The following is a 17446-nucleotide window of genomic DNA, read 5'->3' as shown; positions in this document are numbered from 1 at the left end:
ATGTTAGTGAAAATTTGTGGGATAAAGACATTATCTGCAGCTCAAGAAGCTGTAACGTGCGGTGCGGACTTCGTTGGGTTCATTTTTGCTGAGAGCAGCAGGAAAATAGAGCCTGAATTGGTTGGTGAATTCGGGAAGAAGCTTCCGAATCATGTCAAGAAAGTCGGAGTGTTTGCCAATCAAACCGAGCAAGAAGTGCTTAGAAGTGCAGAAGTTGCAGGATTGGATTTTATTCAACTGCATGGTAACGAGTCAGCCGACTTCGCTCTCAGGATGCCGCTCCCGGTGATCAAGGCTTTTGCCATACAGTCAGAGAAAGATCTTGAAAACCTTCGCGAGTACCCAGCCGAATTTCTTTTAGTGGATCTTCCTAAGGGTTCATCTAGTAAAGGATTGACTTTGGATTGGGATATGATCGGCAAAGCGGACCTGCCCCTTGGGAAGGTAATTCTCGCAGGAGGGCTGACACCGGAAAATGTCGGCAAAGCGATTAGTGCTGTTTCACCGATCGCTGTCGACGTAGCAAGTGGGGTCGAAACAAATGGAATGAAAGATCCGCTGAAAATGAGAGCATTTATTAATGAGGCGAAATATCAGCCGGAAAAGGGGAATGAATAGATGAGTACTTATACGCTGCCTGACAAAACTGGACATTTTGGAGCATATGGAGGCCGTTTCGTTCCGGAAACGTTAATGGCTGCAATTACGGAGCTTGAAGAAGTATATGATCAATCTAAAAAAGATCCGGAATTCCAAGAGCAATTGAGCTATTACCTGAAACAATATATCGGCCGCGAAACACCTCTTTATTTTGCGGAGAACCTAACGAAATTAGCTGGCGGTGCAGATATTTATCTGAAGCGGGAGGACTTGAATCATACGGGAGCCCACAAAATCAATAATACGATCGGTCAGGCATTGCTGACTCAGAAGATGGGCAAGAAAAAGGTGATTGCCGAAACCGGTGCAGGGCAGCATGGTGTGGCAACTGCGACAGTGTGTGCTTTGTTGAAGCTGGAATGCATCATTTTTATGGGAGAAGAAGACATCAGGAGACAAAAACTGAATGTGTTCCGCATGGAGCTATTAGGTGCCAAGGTCATATCCGTATCACAAGGAAGCGGGACTCTGAAGGATGCAGTTAATGAAGCGTTGCGCTATTGGGTAGCTAATGTGGATGACACCCATTACATAATGGGATCCGTTCTCGGGCCGCATCCATTCCCAGTCATTGTACGTGATTTTCAAAGCGTGATCGGCAAGGAAACAAAGCGCCAATATATGGAGGAAAACCATTCTCTTCCCGATGCAGTAGTTGCATGCATAGGCGGGGGCAGCAATGCTATGGGAATGTTTTATCCGTTCATTGAAGACGAAACGGTCAAGTTATATGGAGTGGAAGCTGCAGGTCATGGCCTGGATACCCATCTACATGCATCCAGCTTGACGAAAGGGAAACCTGGAGTGCTGCACGGCGCATTCATGTATGTGTTACAGAACGAAGACGGCCAAATAGAAGAGGCGCATTCAATTTCAGCCGGGCTGGATTATCCTGGGGTTGGCCCGGAACATAGTTACTTAAAAGATACGAAGCGTGTCGAGTATACGTCTGTTACAGATAAGGAAGCATTGGAGGCTCTGATGATGCTTTCAAGGGAAGAAGGAATCATTCCTGCGCTGGAAAGTTCACATGCCATATCTTATGGGTTGAAACTTGCTAAGGAAATGGATAAAGGTACAGGATTGGTGATTTGCCTGTCTGGGCGGGGAGATAAAGATGTAGAAACGGTCAAATCAATCATAGGGGGTAGCGAACATGAATAAATTGACAAAGGCGCTTGAAGAATGTCAGGCTAAGCAGGAAAAAGCGTTTATTCCTTATATAATGGCAGGCGATGGCGGTCTTGAACGGTTAAAGAGCCAGCTTCTTTTTCTGGAAAAAAGCGGGGCAACAGCTGTTGAACTAGGTATCCCATTCTCTGACCCAGTAGCTGACGGACCGGTTATCCAACAAGCTGGGCTTCGTTCCTTGGGCGAGGGTACCACTTTAAAGGCTGTATTGAAAAAAGTGATGGAAATTAAAAATGAGGTGAACATTCCCATCATCTTTATGGGATACTCCAATTCGATCTTGGCCTATGGGCTTAAAGAGTTTACGGAAGATTGTCTTCACGCAGGGATTTCGGGATGTATCATCCCTGATGTACCGATTGAAGAAGAAGCGATGTTTTCATCTATCAAAACGGCAGGAATCGTGCTTATCAGACTTGTAACACTCACTTCTTCGAAAGACCGCATCACTGAGATTACAGCAGGGGCAGAAGGCTTTATTTACGCCGTTACAGTCAAAGGCATCACGGGTGCCCGTAACGTTTTTGGAGGGGAACTTGGGGGTTACTTAAAGAAGGTCAAAGAGCTGAGTCCCGTTCCCGTTCTAGCTGGCTTTGGCATATCGACGCCAGAACACGTGCGGGATACGATACAGTCCTGTGATGGTGTCATTGTCGGCAGCAAAATCATTGAATGCTTCGAAACAGGTAAGGAAGAACAAATTCAAGAGTTGATACGAGCCAGCAAAGAATTAGTTCGAAAATAAAGAAAAAGGGGTTCGGAATTAAACATTCCGAACTCCTTTTGAACTTTCGCCCAATTTAAGATAAGAACTCCACGGCCCACCATGCTAGGCCATTCATGACCATGTGTTTGGGCGAGGGAGATTAAATACGTAGACTGTTGCTTTCCACAGCAGGCACTCGCTCCAATCCACTCTGAGGAATCTTTAAGTTAAAATCTATATTAGCCACAGGTGGAGGCTGAACTTCGAAAGTAGCTATGCACCAATGCATCGGACACTATGTTAGATAATTTTTTCAAGGTCATGTAGACTATGGAAAACCATGTGAGCGCCGACCATTCACCCAAGAATTTAAAGGACAAATGGTACAACCATACGTAAACGGAAAGTCTCGCAATGAAATTATTAGAGAGTACCAACTGACTCACTCCTCTCCGGATAAAGGATCAGTCAACAACACAACACAGGTTGGTCAATCTCCTGATCAAGTGAAATTAGCCTAGGTAATGAAGAGAAATAAACAGTTAGTAATTGAGAATGAGTTGGTAAAGCAAGCCGGTTAGCCATGGAACGAAAGTAAATGTGATTTGGAACAACGCACACAAAAACTCGGTATCAGCAGTGTGTAACGTCCCTTAAATGTAAAGAAGCACGTACTATTATGAAGAAAATATTTGCTGAAACAGATGAAGTAAGCCTCAAGGTGCCTGAAATCTCACATGCTAGGCCAAAACTAAGGCACGCGGAAGATTAAAGTGGAACTCCAGAAGTGCGGGTACCAGGTTTTAAGAAGAAGCTTTGGTCGAGTGATGAAAAAGCAATCCTACTTGTTCATCTATACGCAGTTAAATCCCACGCCTCAACCAATAACGAATCAAAACAAAAAATGAACTAAACCTCGAGTTCAGACAGTAAGAAGTGTACAGCGTGGCTGTCAATGGTTTAACGTATGTAAGGATCGAGAAAAAAGCATGTCATCTGTGTATTTGTCGATCTTTATAATCGGGAAATTACCGGATAAAGTGCCTGTGTTCAGTAGGACGTTCATTTAGTGTAACAAGATATTTCTTCCATTAATATTGATCAAAACAAGATCAAGCTATTTCACACGGGTCGTGGAAGTGAATGTAAGATTATATGGATTGATGAAGCCTTAGAAATTCTATCATCAAGCGCTCTTTGAGTAGTAAGTTTGCACATATGATAATGCTTAGCGGAAGCAACATTTGAAATTATTTAGAAAGGGTTTGTGAAAAAAAGCCATTTCGAATCGTTATCCGAATTAAGAAAGGCACTATTTGGTTTATTTGGAACGCTACCTTTGTTTTAATACTAAGTGGAATGGAACGGAAGGTGCGAGACTCCTGCGGGAATGCGAGGCTCCCGGACCGCCCGCGGAAAGAGAGTGCCTGTAGTGCAATGAAATGTTCATTGTACCTAATCCTCAAAACTATTGGCAGATGGCAATCACTCCTTCTTTTAAAACAGAGTGGGTTGGAAGGAAGCATAAAAAAACCCCGTACATGTTAGTTTGGTGTCTAACATGTACGGGGCAGTTCAACTCAATTTCCATCGAGTTTGCCTACAGGCTGGGGGAGCAAGCAACCGATCTTCTTTTCGTTCGCAGCAAGAACGGCTAATGGGTTAAATAAATGCGTTTAATTTAATTTATATAAGGGTAAAAGATGTTCAAACGCATCTTGAATGGTTTTCATGAAATCATCATTATTCATTTGAATAACATCATCACGTGATATCCTTACGCCGCATAGGATTTCGGCTTTCTTTACTGTTTGGAAACGATGGAACATCGAGTTCAAATCTTCAACGCCAAGACCATCATGAGGGATAACGTCAGGTTTTGTATGATCGATTGACCATACATAATCTGAGGGAATGCTTTGTACAAGTTGGTCCGCTTGTTGCTCCAGTTTCTTTCCGATTTCCGGTTTATTCGGAGCTTCATATATGACGGCGTACCATATGAACATATGCGTTTCCCATAACCCAATTTGAAAATGCGGCATCATTTTATAGCCTCTGCTGTTAGCTGCGAAAGCAACCCATGTATCGTTAGGAGGATTCACTTTCCTTCGAGCATGCCTTGCAACATGAGGGTACATTTCATCACCCGTCATTACGGACAGCTGTTGGGAAAAATTCTCGCCAAGAGCATGTAATTTCGGTTGAATCCTTTCTTTTAAAGCGTCCATCCGTGGTTCTAAACCTTCGATTTTAAAGACGTTAAAATCATCTGCTGTAAACCTTGCTAAAGTCATTATCATCTCTCCTACCGTAATATCTTCAAATATTGTAGCATAAGTAAAAGTAAAAATTAATTAATACGCTTATGGAGCGATACGCCAAAATTCCTTATGGGTTAACGCACAAATTAGTTGCTATTTGTTGAAGGAAGACATATGATAAAATAAAAATAAATTCAGAAAATTAGGTTAATTGAAGGGAGAATGTTAATTATGAAACAAGTCATGAACCAAGCATTAAAAGCTAAAGAAGTTGAAAGACATAGAGCTGCAGTGTTAAGAATGGAAATGGACTATGAATTAGCAACCCTTTTTGAAGCGATTGGTGAAGACAATGATCAAAAGCGGTCACAATGCAAGCAAAGGCTTGAACGAATCCGGCTGGAATTGCTGAAGTTGAAAGCATTGTAGGAAGTTAGTGATCATGAAGGAGAATGACTAAAAGGAAATGAATCAATTTCAATACAAGGAATTTCATTATAGATGAACGGACACTTATTTTATAAAAAAATAACGTGTCCGTTTTTCATTCAATGTCGAAGCTATATAAATGTGAAGAGCGCGCACGAAGCTTTCCTTGCTTCTAGCGGAATTTCAAAAATGTAAGATGTTAAAAACTTGAAGACAAACTATATTTGCTTTAATCTTTATAAAAGGATCATTTTAATGCAGTTTCTGATCATAAAGGACGGGGATATTATAATGGCATCGGTAAAGGAAATGGATACATATGCAAAATTATGGATGAAAGAAGCGGGAACGAGGCTAAGGGCGTCCTTTAATACCAAATTGGATATTGAAATGAAAACGAATCCTAATGATTTGGTTACAAATATGGATAAAGGAATAGAAAAGTTTTTTTGCGACAAAATTGGCGAGGTTTTCCCTGATCACCGCATTTTTGGGGAAGAGGGAATGGGCAATGATATAAAGGATTTAAAGGGGACGGTATGGATCATCGACCCGATCGATGGGACATTGAATTTCATTCATCAACAGCGGGATTTTGCCATTTCGCTTGGAATTTATGTAGATGGCATCGGCAAAATCGGCATGGTGTATGACGTCGTTAGTGATGAATTATATCATGTCATCAAGGGACAGGGTGCATACATGGATGATCTACGCCTACCTTCACTCGAATCAACATCTGTAAGCAGGGCGATCGTTTCCATCAATGCAAGCTGGGTGACGGAAAACCGGAGGATTGACCCTCGTCTTTTAGCGCCGCTCGTTCGGGATTCTCGAGGAACCCGTTCTTATGGTTCGGCAGCATTGGAGCTTGCATTCGTGGCGGCTGGAAGGATAGATGCCTATATAACGATGAGGCTCATGCCTTGGGATTTTGCCGGAGGAGTGTTACTGGTTGAGGAAGTGGGCGGGGAAGTAAGTAATATGAAAGGCGACAGATTGAATTTTATAGAAGGTGATTCACTGTTCGTTTCCAAACCGGGTCTGCATAAAGAAGTTTTCGATAAATATCTCACAGGTAATTCCAGTCTTTGAAGCGGGATTGATCTTATTGAAAAAATTAACAAAAAAACTCGCTGTCTGTCAGCGAGTTTTTTATATTATAACTTTCCAGCTTCGCGTAATTTTTTCTTCTGAGTGAAACCGAAGCCCATCACTCCGCAAAGCACAACGATTGCAGCGAGTATCCCAATCAAGCTTTTTTCAGCAATGAAGATGCCAATGGAGCCAATACTGGATGTTGCCAATATCGCTAATATTAAGAAATTCCATTTAATATTCATTAATATCACCCCTAATATATCTATTGTACATAATTTCTGTATTTGTTTCTAGTATGTTTGTGATATAATATGTAAGTTAATACTAGTGATACGTTATACACAAACTTTTTTAGGAGTGAATTTTTTGAAATTAAGAGAAAATATTCGTAATATAGCCATCATTGCCCACGTTGACCATGGTAAAACGACGTTAGTGGATCAGTTGCTTAAGCAATCTGGTACTTTCCGTGAAAACGAACATGTGGAAGAACGTGCGATGGACTCTAATGCGATTGAAAAGGAACGCGGAATTACGATTCTTGCGAAAAATACAGCAGTACAATACCAAGATACAAGAATTAACATTTTGGATACACCTGGTCATGCCGACTTTGGCGGTGAAGTGGAACGGATCATGAAAATGGTTGATGGCGTTCTGCTTGTTGTCGACGCCTATGAAGGTTGCATGCCTCAAACGCGTTTTGTGTTGAAAAAAGCATTAGAACAAAAAATCACGCCAATCGTTGTCGTGAACAAAATCGATAAAGATTCTGCACGTCCAGATGAAGTGGTTGATGAAGTAATCGACTTATTCATTGAACTGGGAGCGGAAGAAGAACAGTTGGATTTCCCTGTAGTCTTCACTTCAGGTATTGCTGGTACAGCTAGCTTGGATTCAGATCCTGCTAAACAAGAAGAAGACATGACACCACTATTCGAAACGATCGTCGAAACGATCCCTGCACCAATTGATAACTCGGATGAACCACTTCAATTCCAAGTGGCATTACTTGATTACAATGATTATGTAGGTCGTATCGGTGTTGGCCGTGTATTCCGCGGTAAAATGCATGTAGGTCAACAAGTATCATTAATGAAGCTTGATGGAAAGGTTAAACAATTCCGTGTAACGAAAATCTTTGGTTATATCGGCTTGAAGAAAGTTGAAATCCAAGAAGCCGTTGCAGGTGATTTGATTGCCGTTTCTGGTATGGAAGATATTAACGTAGGTGAAACGGTTTGTCCGGTCGAACATCCTGATGCACTTCCGATCTTACGTATTGACGAGCCTACATTACAAATGACTTTCCTTGTAAATAACAGCCCATTCGCAGGTCGCGAAGGTAAATTCGTTACAGCTCGTAAAATTGAAGAGCGTTTGAAAAACCAATTGCAAACGGATGTCAGCTTAAGAGTTGAAAACACCGATTCTCCTGATGTTTGGGTTGTTTCAGGACGTGGAGAGCTTCACCTTTCCATCCTGATCGAAAACATGAGACGTGAAGGGTATGAACTGCAAGTTTCTAAACCGGAAGTTATCGTTCGCTTGATTGATGGTGTACGTTGTGAACCGGTTGAACGTGTTCAGATTGACGTACCTGAAGAGCACACTGGTTCTATCATGGAATCTATGGGAGCTCGTAAAGGTGAATTGCTGGATATGATCAATAGCGGAAGCGGTCAAGTCCGTTTACTGTTCACGATCCCTGCTCGCGGATTGATCGGATATTCGACTGAGTTCTTAACGATCACACGTGGATATGGCATCATGAACCATTCATTCGACAGCTACCAACCAATGGCACAAGGCCAAGTCGGCGGAAGACGCCAAGGTGTGCTTGTTTCCATGGAATCAGGAAAAACAACACAATATGGTACGATGCAAGTAGAAGACCGCGGTGTTATTTTCGTTGAGCCAGGTACGGATATTTACGAAGGTATGATCGTCGGGGAACATAACCGTGATAGCGATTTGACTGTAAATATCGTTAAAGCGAAACAAATGACGAATATGCGTTCAGCGAATAAAGACCAAACTTCTTCCATGAAGAAACCAAGAATCTTGTCTCTTGAAGAAGCGCTGGAATATTTGAATGATGATGAGTACTGTGAGGTAACTCCTGAGTCCATCCGTCTTCGTAAAAAAATCCTTGATAAAAACGAACGTGAAAGAGCAGCTAAAAGGAAAAAAGTGGCTGTTGAAGAAAAATAAATAGCAAGAGGAGGAGAAAAGATTGGATATCCAAGAGCGATTATCATTTTTTGCAGCATTGTACAAAGTGGATGAAAATCCTGAAGCAGGAATGTGGTATTTATATTTAACGGTCTTTGGATTATGCATCCTTGTCTATCAGTTAGGTTTTGCCAAAAAGTTACCTTTGCTAAAAAATCTGGTAATTTATGCAGTAATGGCACTTGGGTGTACCCTTCTTTCTTTCTTTGCGGTGTTTCTTCCTATGGGGGAAGCATTAGTCATCGCATCGCTTGTTCTTGGGATTTATAGAATTCGTCTTCATAATTCGAGAAAAGAAGAACAGGTATAAGATGATGAAATCATTGCAGGATGCTTTATACAATTGGTTGACGATCAAAGTTGTCTGTGATGCTAGACCTGATGATACCGCTGCACGCGAAACGGAATTGTTTTTCATGCAGCTGCTGCAAGACGATCATCAAGTAATCATTGATTCAGTTTCACGAGCAGAGCCTTTTTACTTCGTCGAATATACAATGGACGAAGAAACGAAAAAGCAACGTTTTCCGATTGAACTGATTGATATCATGTTAGATCAAATTCAGCTAGAACCAGAAAAGTATAAAAATATCGAGTAATGATAAAAAGAACCGTACGATATTCGTACGGTTCTTTTTATATGGCTTTTGGGAGGGAAAGTGCGTAAATCAGGTGTAGAATTGACCACACAATGAAGGCCTTCAAATCAGAAGGAAGGACTGCTTCTTTCAGTGACCATGCTGCCAATGGGAAGTACAAAAGGATGACAGGCATAATAGTCAGGAATGCAAGTGTATATTTGTTCCAGTTTTTGAAGATTTTCAAAGGAATGACGAAATGGACGTAACTCCAAGTAATGGCTATCGAGAAAAGCAGATGGAAAACGAACAAGAATTCTTCCACCCAAGGAACTGTGCCGATTACAGGAAGGAAATCCACATTCAATAAAAGCGTATACACTTTCATTCCAAAAAACATTTCGATCCACTTCATTATTAAACCAAGTATGATCCCATTGATGGTGCCGATCACAAGGGCTTTATAAATGATGTTACCATTCATCTTCAGTTTTGATTGTACGGTATAGCCGGAAGTTCCCGGTTGCAATCCGTTCGTTCGTACGCTCTTCTATGCGTTGACTGCATGTATCGCACATATAGGTATGTATAGGTCGGTTACGGAGCTTCTTTGCTTCTGGACTATCGTCAGGGATCGATTCAATCTGATCACATATTACACATTTAACCTTCATATTATATGAACCTCACTTCAATTCGAATATGCTTTTAAGTATACCAATAATTTTATGGTAAAACGAGGATAAAGTGCAACTAGGATTCTACCCAAGAAACGATTTTAGAGAATGGCGGATATAGACAAAAACCCGAAGAAATACCTTCGGGTAAGGAAACTCATTCAATATGGTCATTGGATTGATCATTTTGTTCTTTATCCAGTTCTTGTTTTTCCTGATTATCATTGAGTTGATTCTTTTCCTTGTCAATCGATTTTGATGGTGTAGGTGTCAATATATCACCTGGTACCTCAGGGATGACTCGGCTTGTGATGTCAGCCAGTTCATTTAGGATCCCTCTTATCGGTTTACCGTCTTTAATATCCTTTGCAACTTCCCTGATCCGTTCATTTAGATCGGGATCTGCAACGATGATGGCACTGGCACCTTTAGGATCGTTCTTTAACGTTTCCCCAACCGAGTATTTAATCGACCCTACCTGTGAACGCTCAATATCTTGGTCAATATCTATCCCTACTATCGCATATTTGCCAAGTACGACTGCGGTGGCATCATTCACCTCGGGAATGGAGGTAGCCAAATCAGTAAGCCTATCGGCAGTTTGCTGACCAGTATCTCTGTCCGCTTCCTGAATGGTCGAATTATTGACTTTCGTTATATGGTTTTTAGCATCATCTTCCGACGCTTGATTTTTATTATTCATTGAACAGCCCGTCATCAAAAAAATGGCAGCGACTGATAAAATGATTTTTTGCAAGATATGGCCCCCTTCATATTTTTCGTTAGTAACAGCCTGTCCACACCGACTAATTCTGATGCATATAAGCATGAATTTCAGCTGACGATGTTAAGTTCCATTTATGTGAAGATATCTTTACAGGAAGTTTTCTTTATAGTCTGTAAATGTTCTTCTATCTTTATGCAAAGGAACATATATTTTATCAACAGTCTCGTCCGCTACATAACTGCTGAGAGCAGTAAATGGTAAGGCCAATCCTAAAGAGCAGGCAGGAGGCGTCATATTGGGGAAAAAAATCTATGTTTTAGATACGAATGTCCTGTTGCAGGATCCGTATGCAATTTATTCATTTGAAGATAATGAAGTGGTCATTCCTGCAGTCGTCCTAGAAGAATTGGATTCGAAAAAAAGATATATGGATGAAATAGGAAGAAATGCCAGACAAGTATCAAAGCTGATCGATAGCTTCCGTGAAAAGGGGAAGCTTCATCTGAGCATCCCGCTCCATAATGGAGGAAGCTTAAGAATTGAACTCAATCACCGTTCATTCCATGAGCTTCAGGAAATTTTCGTGGAAAAAACGAACGATAACAGAATTTTGGCCGTTGCTAAAAATTTATCATTGGAAGAGGAAACGAAAGAAGATGGGAAAACGGTCATCCTTGTTAGCAAGGATACTCTTGTAAGGGTGAAAGCTGATGCGATTGGGCTCGAGGCAGAGGATTTTTTGAATGATCGCGTCGTTGAACTGGACCATATATACGGTGGGCATAAAGAAGTGTTTGTTTCAATTGATAATCTGAATAAGTTTTACGAAAAAACTTTTCTGCCACTTGAAGAACTGACTAAAGATACGTATTATCCCAATCAATTCCTGTTGATGAAGGACACGCTGGGGAGTTCTGCTTCTGCGATCGGGATAGTTGATGAGAACTGCAGGTTCGTTAAGAAATTGGTTTATGAAGGAGAACATATTTGGGGGATCAAGCCAAGGAATGTCCAGCAGACGATGGCCCTTGATTTATTGCTCCGCTCCGATATCCAACTGGTGACGCTGATAGGTAAAGCGGGGACAGGGAAGACGTTATTGGCATTGGCAACCGGTTTGATGCAGACGGAAGATCTGTCACAATATAAGAAGCTTTTGGTTGCTAGGCCTATTGTGCCGGTCGGTAAAGATATCGGGTATCTCCCGGGGGAAAAAGAGGAGAAGCTAAGACCTTGGATGCAGCCTATTTTTGATAATTTACAATATTTGTTCAACACGAAAAAACCGGGAGAACTGGACGCCATTTTAGCAGGCATGAGTTCGATTGAAGTCGAGGCCCTTACGTATATAAGGGGAAGGAGCATCCCGGATCAGTTCATCATCATTGATGAGGCGCAAAATTTAACGAAGCATGAAGTTAAGACCATATTGACGAGAGTCGGGGAGCGAAGCAAGATTGTCTTGATGGGGGATCCCGAACAAATCGATCATCCTTATTTAGATGAGTACAATAATGGCTTGACCTATGTGGTGGAAAAGTTCAAGACCGAGCGGATCGCCGGACATGTTAAATTGATCAAAGGAGAAAGGTCCGGATTAGCCCAGCTTGCCGCTACGCTATTATAAAGAAATCGGCAAGCGGGGAAGTCCCCCTTGCCGATTCTTTTTTTTGTTTAACATCAACTATTTTATCGTGAAGGACCGTACATTCTTAATCGGATTTTCGAGATTGGTTGCATCTCCAAAATAGATTTCCAAAGGGCCGCCATCGGCTACTTTAAGCGGTTTACCGTCCTTGGAAAAGCCAAGAAAAAATTGAAGTGCCACTTCCAACGGAAATGTAAATTCTTTATCTGCGGTTGTAACCATGACTTCCGTTACCCCGCTTTCGGGTTCGGCATTTTTTAAGAAAGGCTCGAAGGGGATGCCAAAAGTCCCTTCCATCAATCTTTGCTTTTCGAATTTTCGCTCCGTTTTCAAAGTAGGAGGCATGGTTGCTCCCTCTTGAATTTCTTTTTGCCAATGTTTGGAAGCTTTCATGGTATACTCCTCCAATTCATTGACCTCGGTTCTGTCAGCGTGGAAGTATGTATCTATTTCAACTTTACGGTCATCAAAAATCCAGACTCCGGGATCAAGTGTAATTGGATATTTCACTCTTCCATTAATAAACACGATGGGTTCCAAATGTCTCATTCCTTTCTGTTGCACTTTAGTAATTATAATCAATTATAAATGAAATGTCACATCATCACGAATGTTGAATAATATCGATGGCTGGTCATAGGGTAGCGAGAGATGAACGTGACATTTCAGGCGGGGAAATTGTTTGTCAATGTCCTTGCTTTTTCACAAAACTAAAGGTAAAATTTAAAGATAAGATATAATCGCTCTGAGCGGGGGGATTTAACATGGCATCTGATATGCTTGTCAATCATCGAGAAAAAGCTTATGCTTTATTAAAAGCAGATGCTGACAAGATTCTAAAACTGATAAAAGTTCAAATGGAGAATCTCACTATGCCTCAATGTCCTTTATATGAAGAGGTACTGGATACTCAAATGTTCGGCCTATCACGGGAAATCGACTTTGCCGTACGTTTGGGCTTGGTAGAGGATACAGAGGGTAAATCCCTTTTGGAAACACTCGAACAGGAATTGTCAGGTTTGCATGAAGCATCACTAAAAAAATAATCGATAAAACATACTAACTCAAACAAATCTCGATGATTGTTTGAGTTTTTTATTTGCAATTTTTTAATAGTGCTATACGAATCAGTCAAGTGCAAGTGATGTCCACTGGTTACATCTAAATAAAATTTTTCGAAATTTCGCTCCTGAAATTCTATTCTGCCAAATGCCTGATTACCATGAATTACGGAAGGTCCGGCCATGAAAAAATAAGCATGCTCAATCCCTTTTTCTGCTTATGAATATACATAATTTTTTATTTTTTTATTGTATTCAGTTTATTTTAGTATTATGGTTATAGTAATTGATTTTTAAATCCTAACGTTGCTTTTTTATAATATATTATAATAGCTTAATTTTCTGTTGCTAAATGCTAAGAGTATTTAGCAGTAATAATTGAATCCGTGAAAAAAAACCTAAAAATATATCAAAATAATTACAATTAGCAATAAAACAAGCATTATCAAATCTTCTACCCCGTAGTGAGAAAATAACTTTTTGAATAAAAAGTGGTGAAACCATCACGCTTTTTTTCTATAAATTCTATAAAAATACATATTGATTAGGGTGATAGCAATGGGTAAACGTATAGAAAAAGTACTTGCGGCAAACCGTGGAGAAATTGCGATTCGGATTTTCAGGGCATGTACGGAATTGGACATTCATACAGTTGCAATCTATTCAAAGGAAGATTATGGTTCTTATCACCGTTATAAAGCGGATGAAGCCTATCTTGTTGGGGAAGGCAAAAAACCGATAGATGCCTACCTCGATATCGAAGGCATAATTGCGATTGCCAAAATGAGTGGAGTCGATGCGATTCATCCTGGCTATGGCTTCCTATCGGAAAATATTGACTTTGCCAAGCGCTGTGAGGAAGAAGGCATAATCTTCATCGGGCCGGAATCAAGACACTTGGATATGTTTGGTGACAAAGTAAAAGCTAGAACACAAGCTGAACTAGCTAATATACCGGTCATTCCTGGCAGCGAAGGCCCAGTGACCAGTGTGGAAGAAGTAAAGGCGTTTGGGGAACAATATGGTTTTCCAATTATTATAAAAGCATCTTTAGGCGGCGGCGGACGCGGAATGCGGATTGTCGGGAAAATCGAAGAAGTAGAAGAAGCTTATGACCGCGCCAAATCAGAAGCGAAGGCAGCCTTTGGTAATGATGAAGTGTACGTCGAGAGATTCATCCAAAATCCAAAACACATCGAGGTTCAGATCCTTGCAGATACTCATGGGAATATCGTCCATTTATATGAACGTGATTGCTCGGTTCAAAGACGTCATCAAAAAGTTGTCGAAGTGGCACCTTCCGTTTCCCTTTCCGATGATTTAAGGGAAAGGATTTGCGAGGCAGCAGTCAAATTGGCGAAAAATATTGACTATGTGAACGCTGGTACGGTGGAGTTCCTTGTAGCCAACGGAGAATTTTTCTTCATCGAGGTGAACCCAAGAGTTCAGGTTGAACATACGATCACTGAAATGATCACGGGCATCGACATCGTCCAATCCCAAATCATGATTGCCGAAGGACATGATCTCCATGGCAAAAAGATCGCTATTCCCGAACAAGCAGGGATAAAAACGCATGGATTTGCCATTCAATCACGGGTGACGACTGAGGATCCTTTAAATAACTTCATGCCCGATACCGGCAAAATGATGGTATACCGTTCAGGTGGGGGCTTTGGAGTTCGTCTTGATGCAGGGAATGGGTTTCAAGGTGCGGTGATCACGCCTTATTACGATTCCCTTCTCGTTAAACTTTCAACACATGCGCTTTCATTTGAGCAGGCAGCCTCTAAAATGGTTCGTAACCTTAAGGAGTTCAGGATCCGTGGGATTAAAACGAATATTCCCTTCCTTGAAAATGTTGTAAAGCATGAAAAATTCATAACTGGCGAATACGATACATCCTTCATTGATTCAACACCGGAGCTGTTCAGCTTCCCGGTCAGGAAGGACCGCGGGACCAAAATGCTTTCGTATATCGGAAATGTTACCGTAAATGGTTTCCCGGGCGTAGAGAAAAAGAAGAAACCTGTTTTCGACCCAGCCCCAATTCCTAAAGTGACTGATTTGCCGCTTATTTCGGGCACAAAAAGCATTCTCGAACAAAAAGGCGCAGACGGGCTCGTTAACTGGATTAAAGAGCAAAACGAGGTATTGATCACTGATACGACGTTCCGTGATGCACATCAATCCTTACTGGCAACGAGAATCAGGTCGAAAGATATCCTTGATATCGCTGAGCCTACCGCAAAACTCCTTCCTGATTTATTTTCTATGGAAATGTGGGGCGGAGCAACGTTTGATGTAGCTTATCGATTCTTGAAAGAAGATCCATGGGACAGGCTATTAAGCTTCAGGAAAAAAGCACCTAATGTCCTTTTGCAAATGCTATTGAGGGCTTCCAATGCAGTCGGTTATAAAAACTACCCTGATAATGTCATCCGTGAATTCGTGGAAAAATCAGCGGATGCAGGAATCGATGTTTTCCGGATCTTCGATAGTTTAAATTGGGTCAAAGGTATGGAAGTGGCGATAGATGCAGTCCGTCAATCAGGTAAAATTGCGGAAGCTGCCATTTGTTATACGGGCGATTTAAATGACCCATCACGAAGTAAATACAATATCGACTACTATAAAAATATGGCGATCGAATTGGAGCATGCCGGTGCCCATATACTAGCGATCAAGGATATGGCCGGTCTCCTGAAGCCTGATGCTGCCTACCGGCTTGTATCGGAACTGAAAGCAACGACATCCTTGCCGATTCACTTGCATACCCACGATACAAGCGGAAACGGGATTCTTATGTATTCAAAAGCGATCGAAGCTGGTGTGGATATCGTCGATACGGCAATCGGTTCTTTAGCTGGCCTGACTTCACAGCCAAGTGTACAAACCCTTCATTATGCAATGGAAGGATCAAAGAGACAGCCTAAATTGGAAATCGATGCCCTAGAGCGTTTAGGGGAGTACTGGGGAGAAGTCAGGAAATTCTATCACGACTTCGAAAGCGGCATGAATGCACCTCATACGGAAGTGTACAAGCACGAGATGCCAGGCGGTCAATATAGTAACCTGCAGCAGCAAGCCAAAGCAGTGGGGCTGGGAGAACGCTGGCATGAAGTGAAAGAGATGTATCAGCGAGTGAATGCAATGTTTGGTGATATCGTTAAAGTTACACCTTCTTCCAAAGTGGTAGGTGACATGGCCTTATTCATGGTACAAAATAACCTTTCCGAAGAAGATGTGCTGTCAAAAGGCAAATCGATAGATTTCCCCGATTCGGTTATTGAGTTATTCGAAGGCTATTTGGGCCAGCCGGTTGGCGGGTTTCCAAAAGAGCTTCAGGACGTTATTCTGAAAGGGAAGAAACCTATAACGGTGAGACCGGGCGAATTATTGGAAGAAGTGAACTTCCCTGCTCTTAAAGAAGAGTTATTCAAGGAATTGGGAAGGGCTGTCACGGATTTCGACGTGCTTGCATATGCCTTATATCCAAAAGTGTTCTTGGATTATAATAAAACGATCGAGCTGTTTGGCGATGTATCCAATCTGGATACCGCGACTTTCCTATATGGAATGCGTTTAGGGGAAGAAATCGAGGTCGAAATAGAAAAGGGAAAAACGCTTATCGTCAAATTGGTATCAATTGGCCAACCGTTGGCTGATGGGACCCGGGTTGTTTATTTTGAGTTGAATGGACAATCGCGTGAAGTGATCATCAAGGATGAAAATATAAAATCTTCCGTTATCTCAAAACTGAAGGCTGATCCAAAAAACAAAGAACAAATCGGTGCGACGATGCCAGGTACCGTCATTCGTGCCGTCGTGGAAAAAGGCGATCAAGTCAAGCAGGGGGATCATCTGATCATTACGGAAGCGATGAAAATGGAAACGACTGTCCAAGCCCCATTCTCTGGAACCATTAAGGATATCTATGTTACAGATGGAGAAGCGATCAGCACAGGGGATTTATTGATTGAAATAACTAAGTAATATCGCTGACTGTGGCGTTGCGGAAGTATTGGGGTATATTGGGGTGTGCATAAGCTTTCAAGCTGCCCTATGCCCCCCTAGAGGCAATATACGGTCGTGATAAGCACGGCAAGCTAAAAAAGAAACCACCATTCTGAAATGAATGNTGTAGACACTCTCATGGATAATGGAGA

At 41.6% G+C, this 17446-nt stretch carries 17 protein-coding genes; 11 read left to right on the top strand and 6 right to left on the bottom strand.

Annotated features, from left to right (window positions below):
- From ASU00_RS19290 to trpA, 3 genes are read left to right on the top strand one after another with little or no spacing between them, the layout of a single operon-like run.
- Positions 1-618 carry a phosphoribosylanthranilate isomerase gene (locus tag ASU00_RS19290; protein ID WP_057915094.1) on the top strand — a complete coding sequence of 206 codons (618 nt, stop codon included), beginning with the start codon at positions 1-3 and terminating at the stop codon, positions 616-618.
- Complete coding sequence (gene trpB / locus ASU00_RS19285) at positions 619-1824, top strand: tryptophan synthase subunit beta (RefSeq protein WP_057915093.1); 1206 nt, start codon at positions 619-621, stop codon at positions 1822-1824. It begins immediately after the preceding gene.
- Positions 1817-2596 (top strand): tryptophan synthase subunit alpha, encoded by a 780-nt coding sequence (gene trpA, locus ASU00_RS19280; RefSeq protein ID WP_057915092.1) that lies wholly within the window; start codon positions 1817-1819, stop codon positions 2594-2596. Before trpB ends, trpA begins: the two co-directional genes overlap by 8 nt.
- Positions 2597-4233: 1637 nt before the next feature.
- On the opposite strand, the gene ASU00_RS19275 is transcribed toward trpA, so the two are convergent.
- On the bottom strand, positions 4234-4854 hold the full coding sequence (locus tag ASU00_RS19275) for a YktB family protein (RefSeq protein ID WP_057915091.1): 621 nt from the start codon (positions 4852-4854) through the stop codon (positions 4234-4236).
- A gap of 198 nt (positions 4855-5052) precedes the next feature.
- Here ASU00_RS19275 and ASU00_RS19270 point away from each other — a divergent pair, with 198 nt between their 5' ends.
- Together ASU00_RS19270 and ASU00_RS19265 are read left to right on the top strand one after the other, a co-directional pair.
- Entirely contained in the window at positions 5053-5250 is a 198-nt protein-coding gene (locus ASU00_RS19270; protein ID WP_057915090.1) for a hypothetical protein, read from the top strand.
- A gap of 291 nt (positions 5251-5541) precedes the next feature.
- Entirely contained in the window at positions 5542-6345 is an 804-nt protein-coding gene (locus tag ASU00_RS19265; protein ID WP_057915127.1) for an inositol monophosphatase family protein, read from the top strand.
- A gap of 65 nt (positions 6346-6410) precedes the next feature.
- Here ASU00_RS19265 and ASU00_RS19260 read toward each other — a convergent pair whose 3' ends face one another.
- Positions 6411-6593, bottom strand: coding sequence for a YlaF family protein (locus tag ASU00_RS19260; protein WP_057915089.1), 183 nt, complete (start codon positions 6591-6593; stop codon positions 6411-6413).
- 124 nt (positions 6594-6717) lie between these two features.
- Between ASU00_RS19260 and typA the strand changes: the two genes are divergently transcribed.
- The 3 genes from typA to ASU00_RS19245 are packed head-to-tail and all read left to right on the top strand — an operon-like array spanning position 6718 to position 9185.
- On the top strand, positions 6718-8565 hold the full coding sequence (gene typA / locus ASU00_RS19255) for a translational GTPase TypA (protein ID WP_057915088.1): 1848 nt from the start codon (positions 6718-6720) through the stop codon (positions 8563-8565).
- Positions 8566-8587: 22 nt separating this feature from the next.
- Complete coding sequence (locus ASU00_RS19250) at positions 8588-8896, top strand: YlaH-like family protein (RefSeq protein ID WP_057915087.1); 309 nt, start codon at positions 8588-8590, stop codon at positions 8894-8896.
- Between the two features lie 4 nt (positions 8897-8900).
- The gene (locus ASU00_RS19245) at positions 8901-9185 is read left to right on the top strand and encodes a hypothetical protein (protein ID WP_057915126.1); all 285 of its coding nucleotides are present in this window, start codon (positions 8901-8903) and stop codon (positions 9183-9185) included.
- Between the two features lie 37 nt (positions 9186-9222).
- Here ASU00_RS19245 and ASU00_RS19240 read toward each other — a convergent pair whose 3' ends face one another.
- The 3 genes from ASU00_RS19240 to ASU00_RS19235 form a co-directional block, all read right to left on the bottom strand.
- Entirely contained in the window at positions 9223-9693 is a 471-nt protein-coding gene (locus ASU00_RS19240; RefSeq protein ID WP_162531825.1) for a hypothetical protein, read from the bottom strand.
- A complete protein-coding gene (locus tag ASU00_RS24720; protein WP_082630487.1) occupies positions 9638-9838 on the bottom strand; it encodes a YlaI family protein in 201 nt (66 codons plus the stop codon). The genes ASU00_RS19240 and ASU00_RS24720 overlap by 56 nt, the downstream gene beginning before the upstream one ends.
- Before the next feature lie 160 nt (positions 9839-9998).
- Positions 9999-10598, bottom strand: a complete 600-nt coding sequence (locus tag ASU00_RS19235; protein ID WP_236712780.1) for a YhcN/YlaJ family sporulation lipoprotein — start codon at positions 10596-10598, stop codon at positions 9999-10001.
- A 265-nt stretch (positions 10599-10863) separates the two neighbouring features.
- Between ASU00_RS19235 and ASU00_RS19230 the strand changes: the two genes are divergently transcribed.
- Complete coding sequence (locus ASU00_RS19230) at positions 10864-12195, top strand: PhoH family protein (RefSeq protein ID WP_057915086.1); 1332 nt, start codon at positions 10864-10866, stop codon at positions 12193-12195.
- A gap of 57 nt (positions 12196-12252) precedes the next feature.
- Here the strand turns inward: ASU00_RS19230 and ASU00_RS19225 are convergent, their stop codons facing one another.
- Positions 12253-12756: a hypothetical protein gene (locus ASU00_RS19225; protein ID WP_082630483.1), complete on the bottom strand. Its 504-nt coding sequence runs from the start codon at positions 12754-12756 to the stop codon at positions 12253-12255.
- 224 nt (positions 12757-12980) lie between these two features.
- Between ASU00_RS19225 and ASU00_RS19220 the strand changes: the two genes are divergently transcribed.
- Together ASU00_RS19220 and pyc are read left to right on the top strand one after the other, a co-directional pair.
- Positions 12981-13262, top strand: a complete 282-nt coding sequence (locus tag ASU00_RS19220; protein ID WP_057915084.1) for an Fpa/YlaN family protein — start codon at positions 12981-12983, stop codon at positions 13260-13262.
- Positions 13263-13835: 573 nt separating this feature from the next.
- Positions 13836-17273 (top strand): pyruvate carboxylase, encoded by a 3438-nt coding sequence (gene pyc / locus ASU00_RS19215; RefSeq protein ID WP_057915083.1) that lies wholly within the window; start codon positions 13836-13838, stop codon positions 17271-17273.
- Positions 17274-17446: the final 173 nt, after the last annotated feature.

It is taken from the genome of Peribacillus muralis (assembly GCF_001439925.1).
Taxonomy (GTDB): Bacteria; Bacillota; Bacilli; order Bacillales; family DSM-1321; genus Peribacillus; species Peribacillus muralis.
Note: the sequence above shows the minus strand (reverse complement) of the source record. Positions and strands in the feature narration are given on the sequence as shown.